The sequence below is a fragment of the Gordonia sp. G4 genome (assembly GCF_057770005.1).
The window spans coordinates 2,057,736-2,075,628 of record NZ_CM173442.1; the positions used below are offsets into that span (position 1 = coordinate 2,057,736).

16 protein-coding genes are annotated in these 17,893 nt (G+C 68.3%); 5 read left to right on the top strand and 11 right to left on the bottom strand.

What is annotated here, in order from left to right; all coding sequences use genetic code 11:
• Positions 1-15: 15 nt before the first annotated feature.
• Positions 16-378, bottom strand: coding sequence for a thioredoxin (gene trxA / locus AC3B5T_RS09080; protein ID WP_010844089.1), 363 nt, complete (start codon positions 376-378; stop codon positions 16-18).
• Between the two features lie 71 nt (positions 379-449).
• Between trxA and AC3B5T_RS09085 the strand changes: the two genes are divergently transcribed.
• Entirely contained in the window at positions 450-1,331 is an 882-nt protein-coding gene (locus AC3B5T_RS09085; RefSeq protein ID WP_488358539.1) for a LysR family transcriptional regulator, read from the top strand.
• An 82-nt stretch (positions 1,332-1,413) separates the two neighbouring features.
• Here the strand turns inward: AC3B5T_RS09085 and AC3B5T_RS09090 are convergent, their stop codons facing one another.
• From AC3B5T_RS09090 to leuA, 6 genes are all read right to left on the bottom strand, one after another.
• On the bottom strand, positions 1,414-2,565 hold the full coding sequence (locus AC3B5T_RS09090; protein ID WP_010844091.1) for an acyl-CoA dehydrogenase family protein: 1,152 nt from the start codon (positions 2,563-2,565) through the stop codon (positions 1,414-1,416).
• Positions 2,566-2,612: 47 nt separating this feature from the next.
• Positions 2,613-3,281 (bottom strand): TetR/AcrR family transcriptional regulator, encoded by a 669-nt coding sequence (locus tag AC3B5T_RS09095; protein WP_055476272.1) that lies wholly within the window; start codon positions 3,279-3,281, stop codon positions 2,613-2,615.
• Complete coding sequence (locus AC3B5T_RS09100) at positions 3,274-4,467, bottom strand: thiolase family protein (RefSeq protein WP_488358540.1); 1,194 nt, start codon at positions 4,465-4,467, stop codon at positions 3,274-3,276. Before AC3B5T_RS09100 ends, AC3B5T_RS09095 begins: the two co-directional genes overlap by 8 nt.
• 169 nt (positions 4,468-4,636) lie before the next feature.
• The gene (locus AC3B5T_RS09105) at positions 4,637-4,957 is read right to left on the bottom strand and encodes a putative quinol monooxygenase (RefSeq protein ID WP_010844094.1); all 321 of its coding nucleotides are present in this window, start codon (positions 4,955-4,957) and stop codon (positions 4,637-4,639) included.
• A gap of 146 nt (positions 4,958-5,103) precedes the next feature.
• Positions 5,104-6,123 carry an LLM class flavin-dependent oxidoreductase gene (locus tag AC3B5T_RS09110; RefSeq protein ID WP_010844095.1) on the bottom strand — a complete coding sequence of 340 codons (1,020 nt, stop codon included), beginning with the start codon at positions 6,121-6,123 and terminating at the stop codon, positions 5,104-5,106.
• A gap of 103 nt (positions 6,124-6,226) precedes the next feature.
• Positions 6,227-8,077 carry a 2-isopropylmalate synthase gene (leuA, locus tag AC3B5T_RS09115; protein ID WP_488358541.1) on the bottom strand — a complete coding sequence of 617 codons (1,851 nt, stop codon included), beginning with the start codon at positions 8,075-8,077 and terminating at the stop codon, positions 6,227-6,229.
• A gap of 360 nt (positions 8,078-8,437) precedes the next feature.
• Here leuA and AC3B5T_RS09120 point away from each other — a divergent pair, with 360 nt between their 5' ends.
• Positions 8,438-9,841 carry an MFS transporter gene (locus AC3B5T_RS09120; RefSeq protein WP_488358758.1) on the top strand — a complete coding sequence of 468 codons (1,404 nt, stop codon included), beginning with the start codon at positions 8,438-8,440 and terminating at the stop codon, positions 9,839-9,841.
• Positions 9,842-10,016: 175 nt separating this feature from the next.
• Here the strand turns inward: AC3B5T_RS09120 and AC3B5T_RS09125 are convergent, their stop codons facing one another.
• The 3 genes from AC3B5T_RS09125 to AC3B5T_RS09135 are packed head-to-tail and all read right to left on the bottom strand — an operon-like array spanning position 10,017 to position 13,155.
• A complete protein-coding gene (locus AC3B5T_RS09125; protein ID WP_014925111.1) occupies positions 10,017-10,907 on the bottom strand; it encodes a glycoside hydrolase family 16 protein in 891 nt (296 codons plus the stop codon).
• A 59-nt stretch (positions 10,908-10,966) separates the two neighbouring features.
• Positions 10,967-11,548 (bottom strand): nitroreductase family protein, encoded by a 582-nt coding sequence (locus AC3B5T_RS09130; protein ID WP_488358542.1) that lies wholly within the window; start codon positions 11,546-11,548, stop codon positions 10,967-10,969.
• A 29-nt stretch (positions 11,549-11,577) separates the two neighbouring features.
• Positions 11,578-13,155: an MFS transporter gene (locus tag AC3B5T_RS09135; RefSeq protein WP_055476727.1), complete on the bottom strand. Its 1,578-nt coding sequence runs from the start codon at positions 13,153-13,155 to the stop codon at positions 11,578-11,580.
• Between the two features lie 122 nt (positions 13,156-13,277).
• Here AC3B5T_RS09135 and AC3B5T_RS09140 point away from each other — a divergent pair, with 122 nt between their 5' ends.
• The gene (locus AC3B5T_RS09140; protein WP_055476699.1) at positions 13,278-13,940 is read left to right on the top strand and encodes a TetR/AcrR family transcriptional regulator; all 663 of its coding nucleotides are present in this window, start codon (positions 13,278-13,280) and stop codon (positions 13,938-13,940) included.
• A 154-nt stretch (positions 13,941-14,094) separates the two neighbouring features.
• On the opposite strand, the gene AC3B5T_RS09145 is transcribed toward AC3B5T_RS09140, so the two are convergent.
• Complete coding sequence (locus tag AC3B5T_RS09145; protein WP_488358543.1) at positions 14,095-15,444, bottom strand: hypothetical protein; 1,350 nt, start codon at positions 15,442-15,444, stop codon at positions 14,095-14,097.
• Between the two features lie 148 nt (positions 15,445-15,592).
• Here AC3B5T_RS09145 and AC3B5T_RS09150 point away from each other — a divergent pair, with 148 nt between their 5' ends.
• Entirely contained in the window at positions 15,593-16,858 is a 1,266-nt protein-coding gene (locus tag AC3B5T_RS09150) for an aspartate kinase (RefSeq protein WP_010844103.1), read from the top strand.
• A 2-nt stretch (positions 16,859-16,860) separates the two neighbouring features.
• A complete protein-coding gene (locus AC3B5T_RS09155; RefSeq protein WP_010844104.1) occupies positions 16,861-17,886 on the top strand; it encodes an aspartate-semialdehyde dehydrogenase in 1,026 nt (341 codons plus the stop codon).
• Positions 17,887-17,893: the final 7 nt, after the last annotated feature.

Below are 17,893 nucleotides of genomic sequence, written 5' to 3' on the forward strand. Positions count from 1 at the left end.
TGAATGTTCGCCGCGTCACTCCTGCGCGGCGGCGACCTTCGCGCGTACGTCGTCCATGTCGAGACCTTCGACGGCGCCGATCAATTCCTCGAGTTGGGCCGCGGGGAGTGCGCCGGGCTGGTTGAAGACCAGGATGCCGTCGCGGAACGCCATGAGGGTCGGGATGGACCGGATGCCCAGACTGCCGGACAGCTGCTGCTCGGCCTCGGTGTCGATCTTGCCGAACACGATGTCGGAATGCGCTTCGGACGCCTTCTCGAAGACGGGCGCGAACTGCCGGCACGGACCGCACCAGCCGGCCCAGAAGTCGAGCAGGACGATGCCGTCCGAGGCGATGGTGTCCTCGAAGGTTTCCAGGGTGATTTCTTGCGATGCCATGCACTCCACAACGGTGGCGGGGTCCCAGACATTCCGGACAGGCTCGAGGTCGGGATGAGTACCGTTGTCCCATGGAGGTCCGGCGTCTACGGCTGCTGCGCGAGTTCGCCGACCGCGAATCGATCGGCGCGGTGGCCGAGGCGATGCACATGACCCCGTCGGCAGTGTCGCAGCAACTCAAGGTGCTGGCCGAGGAGGCGGGGGTCGCGCTGTTCGAACCCGACGGCAGGCGAATCCGCCTGACCGAGGCCGGGCGTGCACTCGTGCTGCGCGCCGACGACGTGATCGCGGCGGTGGATCGGGCGCAGGAGGAGATGGCGTCGTACCGGTCCGGCAAGGCGCGTGTCCGGCTGGCGATGTTCCCGTCCGGTGCGACCCTGCTGCTGCCGTCGGTCCTGGAGCGGGCCGCGGCGTCGGGCATCGACGTGCACGCGGTGCATCTCGACGTCGGATATCACGATGCCGCACCGGCTCTCGCGGATCACGACATCGTGGTCACGCACCGTGACGAACGCACCCCGGCGATCGACGAGCCCCGGGTCCGGGTCACCGAGTTGATGCGCGAACCGGTCGACGTGATCGTCGCCGCCGACAACGAGCTGGCCTTGCGAGACCAGGTCGCGGTCACCGAACTCGCCGACCACGACTGGATCAGTGTCGAAGGCGGGTTCCCGGTCGACGATGTGCTGCTGTCGATCTCGGCGGCGACCGGAGTGGCGCCACGGGTGACCCAGCGGATGCTGGACTTCACCACGATCGAGGCGCTCGTGGCCCACGGGCACGGCATCGCGCTGATGCCGCGCTTCGCGGTACGCCACCCCGACGTGAAACGGTTGGTGCTCAAAGGGGTTCGCGCCGCCCGGGTGTACGAGGCACTCGCCCGGCCGCGTTCGCGTGGGGCCGTGCAGCAGGTCGTCGACCACCTGCACGCGGTGGGAGTGGACCAGGGCTGACGGCCGCCGGCCCGCAGACGCCGACAGCCCGAAGCGTGGGCCCCGGGCTGTCGACGGTTGTCGGAGAACGTCGTCGGAGAACTCAGACGCCCAGGCTCTTGCCGACGATGTCCTTCATGATCTCGGTGGTGCCGCCGAAGATCGTCTGGATACGAGAGTCGGTGTAGGCCCGGGCAACCCGGTACTCGTTCATGTAGCCGTAGCCGCCGTGCAGCTGCAGGCAGCTGTCGATGACCCGCTTGGCGAGCTCGGTACACCACCACTTGTTCTTGGAGGCGTCGACGGCGTTCAGTTCGCCGTCGAGGACGCCCTGCAGGCAGCGATCGATGTACACCTCGGCGATGTCGAGTTCGGTCGCCATCTCGGCGAGGGTGAAGCGATTCGCCTGGAAGGTGCCGATGGGACGACCGAAGGCCTTGCGGTCCTTGGTGTACTGCAGCGTCTCGTCGAAGATCGCGCGTGCGCCGGCGATGGCGCCGATGCCGATCGACAGCCGCTCCGACGGCAGGTTCTGCATGAGGTGGTAGAAGCCCATGCCCTCCTGTCCGAGCAGGTTCTCGACGGGTACGCGCACGTCGTTGAAGTGCAACTCGGCGGTGTCCTGCGCCTTGAGGCCCATCTTGTCGAGCTTGCGACCACGCTCGAAGCCCTCCATGCCGCGCTCGACGACCAGCAGGGAGAACGCCTTGTGGCCGGCCTCGGGATCCGGATTGGTCCGGCACACCACGACGACGAGGTCGGAGTTGATGCCCGACGAGATGAACGTCTTGTTGCCGTTGAGGACGTAATGATCGCCCTCCAGCTTCGCCGAGGCCTTGATCCCCGCGAGGTCGGAGCCGGCACCCGGCTCGGTCATCGCGACCGCGAGAATCGTCTCCCCGGTGGCGATCCCGGGCATCCAGCGCTTCTTCTGCTCGTCGTTGGCGAGGTGCACGAAGTACGGTGCGACGACGTCGTTCTGGAGGCTTAGGCCGGGCGCCGCGCCATCGAACTTCGCGAACTCCTCGACCACCACGGCGTTGAACCGGAAGTCGTCCATCGCGCCGCCGCCGCCGTACTCCTCGGGGATGTTGAAGCCGAGAAGGCCTGCGTCGCCGGCCTTCTTGAACGCGATGCGATCGACCTGACCGGCCCGCGTCCACTCCTCGGTGTACGGAGCGCACTCGCGCTGCAGGAACTGGCGTGCGGTCTCCCGCAGGGCCTCGTGCTCGTCTTCGAAGATGGTGCGTTTCATGGCTTCTCCCTTTCGTGAGTGAGTCTGTACTCGATGTCGGTCGATGATCAGTCGTCGTCGGTGTGCCCGTGCGCGCCCACGACGCGCAGCGAGATCAGGGCATACGACGCCGCGACCTCGGCAGGTGTCCGGGCACCCGAGGGTCGATACCAGGTGGTGACCGCCTGGCACGCGCCGAAGAGGTAGCGCAGGACGTCTTTCACGTCCTCCTCGAATGAGAACTCGCCCGATTCGACGCCGCGTGCGATGACGTCGGCGAGCAGGTCCTCGGTCTCCGTCCGCATCGCGACGTAGGTCTCGCGTCGGGGGTCGTCGGAATCGAGATGGCGGAACTCGCTTGCCACACTGGCCAGCTCGACGTCGCTGGTCATGTGCAGGACGATCGATTCGATGGCATTGGACAACTGCTCGCTCGGAGTCCTGCCCTCCTCGATCGCCGCGCCGACCCAGGCGAGCACCGAGGTCATCGCCGCCTCGAGCAACTCGACGAGGATGCCGAGCTTGTTGTCGTGGTGGTAGTACAGCGTCGGCAGCGACACCCCGGCCCGTGAGGCGATGTCACGGATCGATGTGCCGTGATAGCCCCGCTCATAGAAGGCGTGCTTCGCCGCGACGAGGGTGGTCGGCAGCGGCACCGGTTCGCGCCGCCGCCAGTCCAGGCCCTCGGTCTCGATCGTCAGCTTCCTGGTGGGAGCCGTCCGGGCCGGCTCAGACACGTTCGATGATGGTGGCGTTGGCCATGCCCGCGCCCTCGCACATGGTCTGGAGGCCGTAACGACCGCCGGTCGCCTCGAGATGGTTGACGAGGGTGCCCAGCAGGCGGGTACCCGACGACCCGAGCGCGTGGCCGAGAGCGATCGCGCCGCCGCGTGGGTTCAACTTGGCCGGATCGGCGCCGAACTCGTGGGCCCAGGCCATCGGCACGGAGGCGAAGGCCTCGTTGACCTCGTAGGCGTCGATGTCGTCGATGGACAGGCCCGAACGCGCGAGGATCTTGTGCGTGGCCGGGATCGGTGCGGTCAGCATGAAGATCGGGTCGTCACCGGCGACCGAGAACGAGTGGAACCGTGCGCGCGGGGTCAGTCCGAGCTTCGACGCCATGACATCGCTCATGATGAGGGCGCCCGATGCGCCGTCGGTCAGCGGCGACGAGTTGCCGGGGGTGATGTGCCAGTTGATCTCGGGGAAGCGGTTCGCGAAGTCCTCGCTGTAGAACGAGGACTTCAACCCGGACAGGCCCTCCGGGGTGGTGGTGGCACGCACGGTCTCGTCGGTGTTGTGGGTGAACGTCTTGCCGTCGGCGTCGGCGACGTCGATGGGCAGGATCTCGCGGTCGAAGAAGCCCTCGGCGGCCGCTGCGGCAGCGCGCTGGTGGGACCGGGCGGCGAAGGCGTCGAGCGCCTCGCGGTCGAACTTCCACTTCGCGGCGACGAGCTCGGCCGAGATGCCCTGTCCGACAAGACCGTCCGGGTAACGCTCGGCGATGCTCGGACCGTAGGGGCTGCGTCCGGCGGTGGTGAAGCCCATCGGGACGCGGCTCATCGATTCGACGCCGGCGGCGATGACCACGTCGTAGGCGCCGGCGATGATGCCCTGCGCGGCGAAGTGGGCGGCCTGCTGGCTCGATCCGCACTGGCGGTCGACGGTGGTGGCGGGCACCGATTCGGGGAAGCCTGCGGACAGCAGGGCGGTCCGCGAGATGTTCAGCGCCTGCTCGCCGGCCTGGCCGACGCAGCCGCCGATCACGTCGTCGACGAGGGCCGGGTCGATGTCGTTACGCTCGACCAGTGAGCGCAGCACATGCGCGAGCAACTCGACGGGCTTGGTCTCCGACAGCGCGCCGCCGGGCTTGCCCTTTCCGGACGCGAGACGGACGACGTCGACGATGACGGCTTCGGGCATGGGGTTTCCTCTCGGGTGCGCGACGCGGCGTGTGCATGGCTCGCGTCACTTATCTAACGATCGTTATACCCGGTGTAGCACGCGATCGGCTGCGGAATCAACAGGACGGACGGGCGAAAATGCACGAAGCCCCCACCCGGGGTCCGGGTGAGGGCGTCGCCATCGTGTGTCAGATCGCGCCTTTGTCGTCCTGACCTGCGGGAACGGCGGTGAACGTACGGACGTCGAGGGGTCCGGCCAGCAGGCCGCCGATCGCCTTGCCGAGCTCGGTGAGCGCTGGTGCGGAGCCGTGGGTCGCCAGGGCCTCCGTGGATTCCCAGCGCTCGATCATCACCAGATCGGTCGAGTCGCCGGTGGCCTCGTGCAGCGCGTACTTCCCGCATCCGGGCTCGTCGTGCACCTGGGGGATGGCCTTGAGGACGGCATCGCGGACGGCTTGCTCCTCGCCGGGCTTGGGGGAGATGGTGGCGACGACGATGACTTCGGACATTCGGGTGACTCCATTTCGGGTGGCAACGGGGTGTGCACTTCGACCGTACGTCGGTGGCGGACGGCGGAATCGGGCACTCCGGTGACGCTAGGTCAGCGAGTCGCCCGATGTGGCGGTTTCGTCAGGCCGAATACAGAGCCGCCGACTCAGCGCCAGCCGAGTGCCGGCGCGACGTGAGTCAGGATCGACTCGAGGACGTGCGCGTTGTAGTCCACGCCGAGCTGATTCGGCACGGTCAGCAGGAGGGTGTCGGCCGCGGCGATCGCCTCGTCCTCGCGCAGCTGCTCGATGAGCTTGTCCGGCTCGTCGGCGTAGCTCCGTCCGAATCGGGCGACGGTGTTGTCGATGACGCCGACCTGATCGGATTCGGAGCCACCGCGTCCGAAGTAGGCGCGGTCGCGGTCGTCGACGATGGCGAAGATGCTGCGGCTCACCGACACTCGCGGCTCCCGCGGATGTCCGGCGTCGGCCCAGGCCTTGCGGAACCGCTGGATCTGTTCGGCCTGCAACTGATGGAAGGGCACCCCGGTGTCTTCGGTCAGGAGCGTCGAGCTCATCAGGTTCATGCCCTGCTGTGCCGTCCACTCGGCGGTCGCCCGACTACCGGCGCCCCACCAGATGCGATCCCGGAGACCGGGTGACTGCGGCTCGATGGGCAGCAGGCCCGGGGGATTGGGGAACATCGGTCGCGGATTCGGGGTGGCGAAACCGCCGCCCTCGATGACCCGCAGGAACACCTCGGTGTGCTGGCGCGCCATGTCGGCGTCGGTCGAACCCTCCGGCGGGACGTACCCGAAGTATTTGTAGCCGTCGATGACCTGCTCGGGCGATCCTCGGCTGATGCCGAGCTGGAGCCTGCCCTCCGAGATCAGATCGGCGGACCCGGCGTCCTCGGCCATGTACAGCGGGTTCTCGTAGCGCATGTCGATGACCCCGGTGCCGATCTCGATCCGGCTGGTCTTGGCTCCCACTGCTGCCAGGAGCGGGAACGGCGAGGCGAGTTGCCGTGCGAAGTGGTGGACGCGGAAGTACGCGCCGTCGGCGCCGAGCTCTTCGGCGGCGACCGCCAGGTCGATCGACTGGAGCAGGGTGTCAGCGCCGGACCGCACCTGGGACCCGTGGGCGTCCGACCAGTGGCCGAACGACAGGAAACCGATGTTCTTCATGATCGGTAAATGATACTCGGGTCCGTTTTGTTCCGGCGGCGCTGTTTCCTTCCCGCCGATGATCCGATCAGCGGGAAGGAAACGGCGTGGCGGGAGTGTGAGCTCAGGGAGCCCAGGTGCCGGGGGCGGTCTCGTCCTCGGCAACCGGTGTCGAGGTGACCCGGTATGCGCGGTTGACCGCCGACACGACCGCGCGCAGGCTGGCGGTGGTGATCGACGACGCGACGCCGACGCCCCACACGGTCTCGCCGTTGACCTCGGTCTCCACGTACGCCGCGGCGCTGGCGTCGCCGCCCGCGGTCAGTGCGTGCTCGCTGTAGTCGAGGACCCGGACCTCGTAACCCACGTTGCTCAACGCGTCGACGAACGCCGCCAGCGGACCGTTGCCCGAACCGGAGATCTCACGCTCGGTGCCCTCGACCTTCACCACCGCGGTGATGTGGTCGTCGCCGCCGTCGATCTCGGCGGCGTCGACCTTCTGGCGAATCCGCTCCAGCGGCCAGATCGGATGGAGGTAGTTCTCCGCGAAGACATCCCACATCTCCTTCGGATTGACCTCGCCGCCCTCGCCGTCGGTGATCTTCTGGATCTCGCGACTGAACTCGATCTGCAGGCGACGCGGCAGGTTCATGCCGTGGTCGGCCTTCATGATGTAGGCCACGCCGCCCTTGCCGGACTGGCTGTTCACCCGGATGACCGCTTCGTAGCTGCGGCCCACGTCCTTGGGATCGATCGGCAGATACGGTACGGCCCAAGTGATGTCGTCGACGTCGGCATCGGCGTTGTCCGCGTCGACCTTCATCTGGTCGAGGCCCTTGTTGATGGCGTCCTGATGGCTGCCCGAGAATGCCGTGTAGACCAGGTCGCCGCCGTAGGGGTGACGCTCGGGCACGTTGAGCTGGTTGCAGTACTCGACCGTGCGCCGGATCTCGTCGATGTCGGAGAAGCTGATCTGGGGGTCGACGCCGCGGCTGAACATGTTCATGCCCAGGGTCACCAGACAGACGTTGCCGGTGCGCTCGCCGTTGCCGAACAGGCATCCCTCGATCCGGTCGGCGCCCGCCTGATAGCCGAGTTCGGCTGCCGCGACGGCGGTTCCGCGGTCGTTGTGGGGATGCAGGCTCAGGATGACCGAATCGCGGCGGGCCAGGTTGCGGTGCATCCACTCGATCGAGTCGGCGTAGACGTTGGGGGTGGCCATCTCGACGGTGGCCGGCAGGTTGAGGATCATCGGCCGTTCGGGTGTGGGAGCGATGATCTCGGTGACCGCGTCGCACACCTCCTTGGCGAAGCTCAGCTCGGTGCCCGTGTAGGACTCCGGGGAGTACTCGTAGCGCCAGTTGGTGTCGGGGTAGTTCTGCTGTACCTCGAGGACCTTGCGCGCGGCGTCGGTGGCGATCTTGGTGATGGCCGCCTTGTCCGCGCGGAACACGACCCGACGCTGCAGGACCGATGTCGAGTTGTAGAAGTGCACGATGACGTTGGCCGCGCCGCGGCAGGCGTCGAAGGTGCGCTCGATCAGCTCGTCGCGGCACTGGGTCAGCACCTGGATCGTCACGTCGTCGGGGATGGCGCCGTCCTCGATGATCTCGCGGACGAAGTCGTAGTCGGTCTGACTGGCCGACGGGAAGCCGACCTCGATCTCCTTGTAGCCCATCCGGACCAGGAGGTCGAACATGCGGCGCTTGCGAGCCGGGCTCATCGGGTCGATCAGTGCCTGGTTACCGTCTCGCAGGTCGACCGCGCACCACATCGGGGCGGTGGTGATCACCTTGTCGGGCCAGGTGCGGTCGGGAACCGAGATCGTCTCGACCTCGTCGGCGAACTGGCGGTAACGGTGAACCGGCATCGCCGAACTGCGCTGCGGGTTCCATACGGGCTGTCCGGCGGGAATCGGGCCCGCGGGCTCGACGATTCGGCTCGCGCCGGATGTGAAGGTGTCTGCTGGTGCCATCGGTGGTCATTCTCCGTGTGTGGAAGGAAAGTGACCGGCGCGTGATCGGGCCCCGCGACGGAGGGCCGGTCGGTTCAGACCCCGCCGCGGCAACCGAGGAGGAGTGCGCGCTGCATGCGCTTGACTGTACTCCCCGGCGACGAAGCGGCCAAAGCTGCAGGTGAAGACGGAAAACGGCTCCCCCTCTTCGGAGGGTGCCGCCTCGTCCGGCCACGTCCCAGACTATGACATGCCTCTCAGTCAGAAGCCGGAGTGACCCAATTCATCCAGGCGGTCGACAGGGGCGACCCGGAGGTCTCGCCGTCCGGGATACGTGCCGCCCACCCCGACGCGGCCGTCAGCAGAAAGGGACGAACGCCAGTGACGACCATCCCCGCCGAGCCCCCGGTGACCGATCCGCCGGAGGGCAAGCGTACGAGCCTTCGACGAGTGGCCGCCGCGAGTTCCATCGGTACGACCATCGAGTTCTACGACTTCTTCATCTACGGCACCGCCGCCGCCCTGGTCTTCCCGACGGTGTTCTTCCCATCCGCCGACGAGGTCACCGGGACGATCGCCTCCTTCGCGACCTTCGCCGTGGCCTTCTTCGCACGGCCGGTCGGCGCGATGCTCTTCGGGCATTTCGGCGACCGGATCGGCCGCAAGCGCACCCTGGTCTGGACCCTGTTGATCATGGGGCTGGCGACGGTCGCGATCGGGCTCCTGCCCGGGTACGAGACCGGCGTCTTCGGCTTCGCCGAGTCCGGTATCGGCATCGCCGCGCCGATCGCGCTGGTGTTCCTGCGGTTCCTACAGGGCTTCGCCGTCGGCGGCGAGTGGGCGGGCGCGACACTCCTCACCGCCGAGTACGCCCCGGCCGGCAAGCGCGGGCTCTACGCGATGTTCCCGCAACTCGGCCCCGCCTTCGCCTTTTTCTTGTCGAGCCTCACGTTCCTCATCGCGAGCCTGACCCTCGGCGAGACCAGTTCGGCCTTCCTCGACTACGGCTGGCGCATCCCGTTCATCCTGTCCTTCGCGCTGGTCGCGGTCGGGCTGTGGGTCCGACTCGCGGTCGCGGAGACCCCGGTGTTCCGGGAGGCTCAGCAGCGCAAGGCGACCGGCGACGCCGCGGCCGACGGCCCCGCCCTGCCGTTCCTCGATGCCTTCCGCCACCAGTGGCGCGAGATCCTCATCGCCGGCGGCGCGCTGGCGAGCCTGTTCTCGCTGTTCTACATGGGCACGGCGTTCCTCACGAACTACGGCACGAAGTCGCTGGAGCTGTCCCGGACCTTCGTGCTGACCGCGGGCATGGGTGCGGCCGTGGTGTTCGGACTGTCGACCGCGGCGTCGGCGGTGTGGTCGGACCGGGTCGGTCGTCGACGCGTCATCCTCACCTCGTGCGCCGTCGCGATCCCGTGGTCGCTGGTGCTGTTCCCGATCCTCGAGATCGGCGGCGGTCTCGCGTTCGTCATCGGGCTCCTCGGCACGCTGCTCATCTTCGGCATCGCCTACGGACCCGCCGGTGCGCTCCTGCCCGAGCTGTTCGAGGCGCGGTACCGCTACACCGGTGCGGGGATGGGCTACAACCTGGCCGGCATCCTCGGCGGGGCGATCCCGCCGCTGATCGCCGCCCCGCTGATCGCCGGTCCCGGTGCGATCTGGGTCGGTGTCCTGCTCGCCGGTCTGTCGGCACTCAGCGTGGTGTGCACGATCATGATCGTCGAGACCAAGGACAAGACGATGCGGGCGTCGGTTCTCGACGACGAGCAGGTGTTGGTGTCGTAAACGACTGTCCCACAACCCCACACAAAACTCCGCCCCGAGCCGGTTGGCTCGGGGCGGAGTGGTGATGGGGCAGCGGCCGGACCCTTCGTGACGCGCCCTCCGCAAGCTCCGGGCGCTCCTCAGGGAGCGGTGGGTCTGCGGCCGGAGTCGGCGTCACATCAGCGGCGCCGACGGCTCACGGGGTGTAACGCAACCAGTCGACGGTCATCGTCGCCGGGCTCGGGGTCGTCGACGACGGCGGGCCGGGCCAGAGGCCACCGACGGCGACGTTGAGCAGTGCGTACATCGGCTTGTCGAAGACCCATCGTTCATCGCCGGTGAGCGAGGACCGGTTGATCGTGTAGACGGCGTTGCCGTCGATGGTGAAGCGGATCTGCGACGACGTCTTGGTCACCGCGTACTCGTGGAAGTCGCCGGGGTCGACGCCGGTGAGATCGTGGCCCCGCTCCCAGCGACCGGCGAGGGGGCCCGGCAGCGGGAGCCCGGGGAGGAGATCGGTCAGCGAGATGTCGAGGGACCCGGTGGCGGTTCCGAGGGCCGTCGGCCCGTGTACGCCCACGTGCACCCAGTCGGAGGTGTTGATCGTCTCCGCGATGTCGACTTCACCGGCCGCCGGATAACCGACGGAGTCGATGTCGCTCCCCAGCAACCAGAACGCCGGGTGCAGCCCGCGGCCTTGCGGCAGCGAGATGCGCGCGGAGATCGTCCCGTAGGTGAATTCGAAGCTGTCCTTCGTGGTCAGCCGGGCCGATGTCCAGCCGCCCGTCGCGGCGCGTCGAGCCTCGATGAGCAGGTTGCCGTTGCCGTCCAGGCGCGAGTTGAGACGGTCGGCGGTGTAGTTCTGCACCTCGTTGTTGCCCCAGCCGCCTGCGCCGGTCTCGTGTTGCAGTGCCGACGGCAACGTGCCGGCCGCGCCGTTGAACTCGAGGCTGAACGGCTCGTCGGCGTGGGCGGTGGCCGGCAGGGACAGTGCTGCCGCGGCCGACAGCGCCGTGACGGCGGCGACGGGAGCGACGTGCGATCCCAGCCGACGGAAGAATCCTCGTCGTGGAGGTGAGACAGTCATGGAGAAGAAGTACCACAAGTAACTTCTGCCTCATATGCCTCGTTCGTCACATTCCCCGGTCAAGCCTTCGGGGGTTCGGAAAACGCTGCACGTCCCCAGTGGCCGGCGAAGGCCACCTCGCCGAGCGGCAGCCGTGACCTGGGCTTCTCGTCGCGGGCACGGATCTCCTCGGGAAGCGACGTCGGGTCGGCGGCGAGTACGCCGATGCCGAGCAACACCAGCGGCCGCTTGTCCGCCGGGATGCCGAAGCTGTCGCGGGCGGCCACGGGGTCGAAACCGGCCATCGGGTGCGCGTTGAATCCGAGGGCCTCGGCCTGCAGGATCATCTGCGCCACCGCGAGCCCGCAGTCGACCGCCCCGTAGGTGTGGGCCTTCGCGTCGTCGGGATCATCGGTGGTGCAGACCAGGACGAGCGCCGCCGAGCGCGGCGCCCACCCCGAGTTCCCCCGGGTCAGGACGCCGCAGAGGGCTGCGAAGGTCGGGTCGTCGCGCAGGCCCACGATGAATCGCACCGGTTGTACCCGGCCCCAGGTGGGCGCCCAGCGTCCGGCGTCGACGATCGTGGTGATGTCCTCGACGGAGACGGTCGCGGACGGGTCGTAGCCGCGGGCACTCCAGCGCCCCGAGATCAGTTCGTGCATCCGCCCGAGGGTAGCGGTGTCGCGTGGTCCTACTCGGCGCGTGCCGACGTCGAGAGCTCGGAGTCGGGGAGCCGGACGTCGGCGACCTCGGCCTGCGGATCGGCGGGCTCGTCGCGCATGACGATGAGCAGGATGACGCCCAGGACGAGGAGTGCGAGACCGCTCGCGAGCGACGCGGCGTGCATACCGTCGACGAACGACTGTTTCGCGGCGGCGGCAAGAGCCTCACCGGCGGGGCCCATGTCGGTCGAGCGGTGCAGCGTCTCGCCGAGGGTGTCGCCGAACGCCCAGCCCTGGTCGCCGTCCCGGAAGACGAGGGTGGCCAGCGATCCGAGCAGGGCCAGCCCCATCGCGGTACCGAGCTCGAAGCTCGTCTCCGAGATGCCGGACGCGGCACCCGACCGTTCCGGTGGCACCGAGCCGACGACCACGACCGACACGAGGCTGAACTGGATGCCGTAGCCGACGCCCGCGATCGTCGTGCACAGCACGTACACCCAGACCGGCGACGAGGTGCCGAGGGTCAGCATGCCGAGGTTGCCGGCGGCGGCGAGGCCGACGGAACCGACGAAGGCCAGCCGGGTGCCCAGGAACGAGGCGACCTTGGTCGCGCCGATGGAGAACACCGCCACCGCGACGGCCATCGGGAGGCCGGCGATCGCCGCGGCCAGGACGTCGTGGCCCATGACCGACTGGAGGTACACGCCGGTCAGGTACGACATGCCGCCGAGTGCCATCATCCCGATGAGTGCGACGGCGACCGCGCTGCTGAACTGCGCGTTCCGGAACAAGGTGAGATCGAGCAGCGGTGACGCGATTCGCCGCTGGTGGAGCAGGAACGTGATGAGCAGCGCGGCGCCCACCACCCCGGCGAGGATCACGGCTGTCGTGGCACCGTCGCTCGCCACCGTCTTGATCGCGTAGACGAGCGGGAGGATTCCGGCCATCGAGAGCACGACGCCGACGACGTCGAAGGGATCGTTGGTCGCGGCCCGGTACTCGGGGATCAGGCGCGGCCCGAAGACGAACAGCAGGACGAGCACCGGCACGTTGATGAGGAAGACGACGCCCCACCAGAAGTCGTGCAGCAGAACGCCTCCGATGACCGGGCCGACCGCGCTGCCGCCGGCGAACGCCGAGGTCCACACGCCGATCGCGCGACCGCGCTGACGGGCGTCGGAGAACATGTTGGCGATGAGCGACAGGCTCGACGGCAGCAGGGTCGCCCCGCCGATGCCCATCAGGGCACGCGCCGCGATCAGGATCCCGGCCGTGGGTGCGAAGGCGGCGATGACCGAGGCGACGCCGAACAGGCCGGCGCCGGCGAGCAGGATGCGACGACGACCGATCCGGTCACCGACATTGCCCATAGTGATGAGCAGTCCGGCGATGAGGAACCCGTAGATGTCGAGAATCCACAACTGCTGGGCCGCGGACGGCGCGAGCGCGTCGGTGATCGACGGGATCGCGAGGTACAGCACCGAGACGTCCATCGAGACCAGGAACACCGGGAGGGTCAGCACGGCCAGTCCCAGCCACGTTCGTCGGTCGGCGGCACCCGGGGTGGTCGGGTGGAGCCGGGTCGACGGGTCGAGCTGGGCGGACATCATTGCCTCCTTCGCGGTAGACGACTGCTACCTACGCGTACGGTGTACGCGGATCAGCGTACGGGGATGGGTACGCTGTACGCAATCGCTTTATTCCCGCTCTGAGCAGGAGGAACCGCGCAGTGACGTCCGACACCTCGAAACTGTCGACCGCGACGATCGTGGACGCCGCGATCGCCGTCGCCGACGACGACGGAATCGGCTCGCTGTCGATGCGGCGGGTCGCCGAGAAACTGGGGGTCGGGGCGATGTCGCTGTATCGCCACGTCGCGGACAAGGACGCCCTGTTGCAGGCGATGTCGACCGAGGTGGGACGCCGGTTCCCGTATCCCGTGGACACCCAGCCCGGATGGCGCGCACGGGTGCAGGTCGCCGTCGACGTCGACTGGGAGCTCTACACCCGGCACCCATGGGTCGTCCTGGCCTACTCGTCGCCACGGCACAGCTACGGCGAGGATTCACTGGCGTGCCTCGACTGGCTCGCGGCCGGGTTCCTGGAACTCGGTGTCGGCATCGAACGAGCCACCGACATGGCGCTGTCCGTCTGGAGTTTCGTCCACGGTGTCGCACTCGTCGCGGTGAGCGATCAACTGCTCCAAGACGATTCGCTGCTGCCGTCCGCCGGGCTCGCGGAGGTGATCTCGGGCGAGTCCGAGGTCGAGGTCCCGTCGCACCTCGCTCGTCTGGCCGGCCGGCGCGACGCCGGCCGGCTCCTCGATCCCCGCGCGCGGCTCGACGCCGGAATCGATTATCTCTGTCTGGGATTCGCGGCGTCGGCGGTGTGAATCAACCGCCCCTGGGGTGCGCGCGAAGCGAGGCATCTCACCAGGCCCTTCGAGGCTCGTCGCTATCGCTCCTCGCACCTCAGGGAGCAGGGGGGCGCGCTTCGCACCTCAGGGAGCTGGGGGCGCGCTCCTCGCACCTCAGGGATCAGAGGGGTCACATGGCATGCGGGAAGACCGTCAGCATGTGCGCGCCGAACCACGAGCTACCCCCCACGATGGGCACGACGACGAGGCCCGCGGCAACCGGTCGCATCCGGGCGAGCGCCATCGCCAGTGGGATCAGCAAGACGAACGCGGGTAGGAGCAGTCGCGGCCGGCTCATCATCAGCCCGCTCGACAGCACGATCTGCGCGACGAGCAGCGAACCGTACAGCAGGACCGGCCACGGCATCCGAGACCACACCGCGACGCCCAGCATCACCAGCGTGCTCAGGACGATCCACGATGTGGCCACCGGTGCGATCTCCGCCGAATGCACGAGCATCTCGTTGACGAAGCGGAACGCGGCCGCGCCCCAGTCGAATTGGGTGTCCCAACCGTCGGTCTGGATCCGGAACCACCCGGTCGGTGATCCGGTGTGCGCCCACACCACACTCAGGTAGGCGAGGTAGCCGAGTGGGCTGATCACGATGGCGACGATCGCGCGGACCCGCACCCCTCTCGGCACGGCGGTCCCGCGTGCCTGCCAGAGGAACACCACGGCCGCGAGCATCACGACCCCGATCAGGACCGCTGCCGTCGGCCGGCACAGCCCGCAGATCGCCGCCACGGTGCCGGCGAGGAGCCAGCGTTTCTCCAGCACCCCGACCAGCGCCCACACTGCGAGCGCACAGAACAGGGCCTCGGTGTAGGCCATGTTCAGCACGATCGACATCGGCGTCGCCGCGAAGAGCGCCACCAGGAACAAACCGGTTCCGCGCTCGGGCGCCGGGCCGATCGGTGACCGGCGCGCCATGAGCCGCGCGCACACCATGCCCAGGCGTGCCGCGCCGACCGCGGCCACGCACCCGAGGATCAGGTTCACCGTGACCGCGGCACCGAAGGGGCTCAGGCCCGGCAACTTCGCGATCAGACCGACCAGATACGGGTAGCCCGGAAAGAACGCGTACGCGGTGTCGGCCGTGTGCAGACCCCGTGCGTCCGTCAGGGCGTAGGGCACGCCGTCGTAGCCGTGGGTCGCGATCGCGATCATCCACTGTCCGTCCCACACCGCCAGGGAATCGCCCAGCGTGGTGCCCCGGAGGTCGGCGAACCGGGCCAGGACCAGGATGCCGACGGCCCGGATGACGAGGAAGACGACCAGTGCGTCGAGCCACCAGCGATACCTACGGAGTCCGGCGGGCGACGAGCTCAGCGGACCGAAGAACGCGGTGGTCGCCGCCCTCAGCCGACGACCCGTCCCGGCGGACACGCCTCCGGCCGTCGCCACGTCGTCGTCGGTGCGGCGTCCGGTCCGACCATCGGCGCCGCCTCCGGTATCGCCGACGTCGGTAGGGGAGGCCACGCGAGAGATCCTAGAGCGGATCGGATCGCCGCGGCCCGGACGGGGCAGACAGAGACCAGGTCAGGGCATCCTCAGACTCCCCGGTAAGGTTGTCCCGGCAAGTTGACGTCTATCGACCGGCACTCTGGCCGGCGGGAGGTAACTCGACGTGGCCCTCGTGGTGCAGAAGTACGGCGGATCCTCGGTCGCAACGGCCGAACGCATCCGTCGCGTCGCCGAGCGCATCGTCGAGACCAAGAAGCAGGGCAACGACGTCGTCGTGGTCGTGTCGGCGATGGGCGACACCACCGACGAACTGCTCGACCTCGCCCAGCAGGTCAATCCGGCGCCACCGGCCCGCGAGATGGACATGCTGCTGACCTCCGGTGAGCGCATCTCGAACTCACTGGTGGCCATGGCGATCAGTTCGATGGGCGCGCAGGCGCAGTCGTTCACCGGTTCCCAGGCCGGTGTGATCACGACGAGCAGCCATGGCAAGGCCAAGATCATCGACGTCACGCCCGGACGTGTCCGCAGCGCCCTCGACGAGGGCAAGATCGTGCTGGTCGCCGGCTTCCAGGGCGTCTCGCAGGACACCAAGGACGTCACGACGCTGGGCCGTGGTGGCTCCGACACCACCGCGGTCGCGCTCGCGGCGGCGCTCGAGGCCGACGTCTGCGAGATCTACACCGACGTCGACGGCGTCTACTCGGCGGACCCGCGCATCGTGCCCGACGCCCGGCGCCTCGACACCGTCAGTTTCGAGGAGATGCTCGAACTGGCCGCCTGTGGTGCCAAGGTGCTGATGCTGCGCTGCGTCGAATACGCCCGCCGCTACAACGTTCCCGTTCATGTGCGCTCGTCGTACTCGACCAAACCCGGCACCGTGGTGACCGGATCGATGGAGGACATCCCCGTGGAAGAAGCCATTCTCACCGGCGTCGCACATGACCGCAGCGAGGCCAAGATCACCGTCGTCGGACTCGACGACAAGCCCGGTTACGCGGCGCGGGTGTTCCGCGCCGTCGCCGACGCCGAGATCAACATCGACATGGTGCTCCAGAACGTCTCGAAGGTCGACACCGGCAAGACCGACATCACCTTCACCCTCCCGCGCGAGCTCGGACCGCTCGGGGTGGAGAAGCTCACCAAGCTCCAGGAGGAGATCGGCTTCACCGACCTGCTCTACGACGATCACATCGGCAAGGTGTCGCTCGTCGGCGCGGGTATGAAGTCGCACCCCGGCGTCACGGCCACGTTCTGTGAGGCCCTGAGCGAGGCCGGCGTCAACATCGAGCTGATCTCCACCTCGGAGATCCGCATCTCGGTGCTGTGCCGCGACACCGAACTCGACGACGCGGTGCGCGCGCTGCACGCCGCCTTCGATCTCGGCGGCGAAGAAGAAGCCGTCGTCTACGCCGGAACGGGGCGATGAGGATGGGTGTACGTATCGGAGTCGTGGGTGCGACCGGTCAGGTCGGCGCCGTCATGCGAACCCTGTTGGCGGAGCGCAACTTCCCCGCCGACGAGGTGCGGTTCTTCGCATCGTCGCGCTCGGCGGGCAAGAAGCTGCCCTGGGGCGACGGCGAGATCGTCGTCGAGGACGCCTCGACGGCGGACCCGTCAGGGCTCGACATCGCCCTCTTCTCGGCGGGCGCCACGATGTCGCGCGAGCAGGCACCCCGGTTCGCCGAGGCGGGCGTGACCGTCATCGACAACTCCTCGGCGTGGCGTAAGGACCCCGATGTGCCACTGGTGGTCTCGGAGGTCAACGGCGAGCTCGCGAAGAACCCGCCGAAGGGCATCATCGCCAACCCGAACTGCACCACCATGGCCGCCATGCCGGTGCTCAAGCCGCTGCACGACGAGGCCGGCCTGCAGCGCCTCATCGTCTCCAGCTACCAGGCGGTCTCGGGCAGCGGGCTCGCGGGCGTGGAGGAACTCGCCGGCCAGGTGCGGGCGGTCGCCGACGATGCCGAGAAGCTCGTCCACGACGGTTCGGCAGTGGACTTCCCCGCTCCGAACAAGTACGTCGCCCCGATCGCGTTCAACGTCATCGCGCTCGCCGGGTCGCTCGTCGACGACGGGTCGGGCGAGACCGACGAGGATCAGAAGCTGCGCAACGAGTCGCGCAAGATCCTCGGTCTCCCCGAGTTGCTCGTCAGCGGAACCTGCGTGCGCGTGCCGGTCTTCACGGGTCACTCCCTGTCGATCAACGCCGAGTTCGCGAACCCGCTGTCCGTGGCCCGGGCACAGGAGATCCTCTCTGCGGCAGCCGGTGTGGAGCTCACCGACGTGCCGACGCCGCTCGCCGCCGCGGGCCGGGATGCCTCGCTGGTCGGCCGGATCCGGCAGGACCCGGGCGTTCCCGAGGGGCGCGGCCTCGCGCTGTTCGTCTCAGGGGACAACCTCCGAAAGGGTGCCGCCCTCAACACGATCCAGATCGCCGAACTGCTCGTCTAGAGGAGCT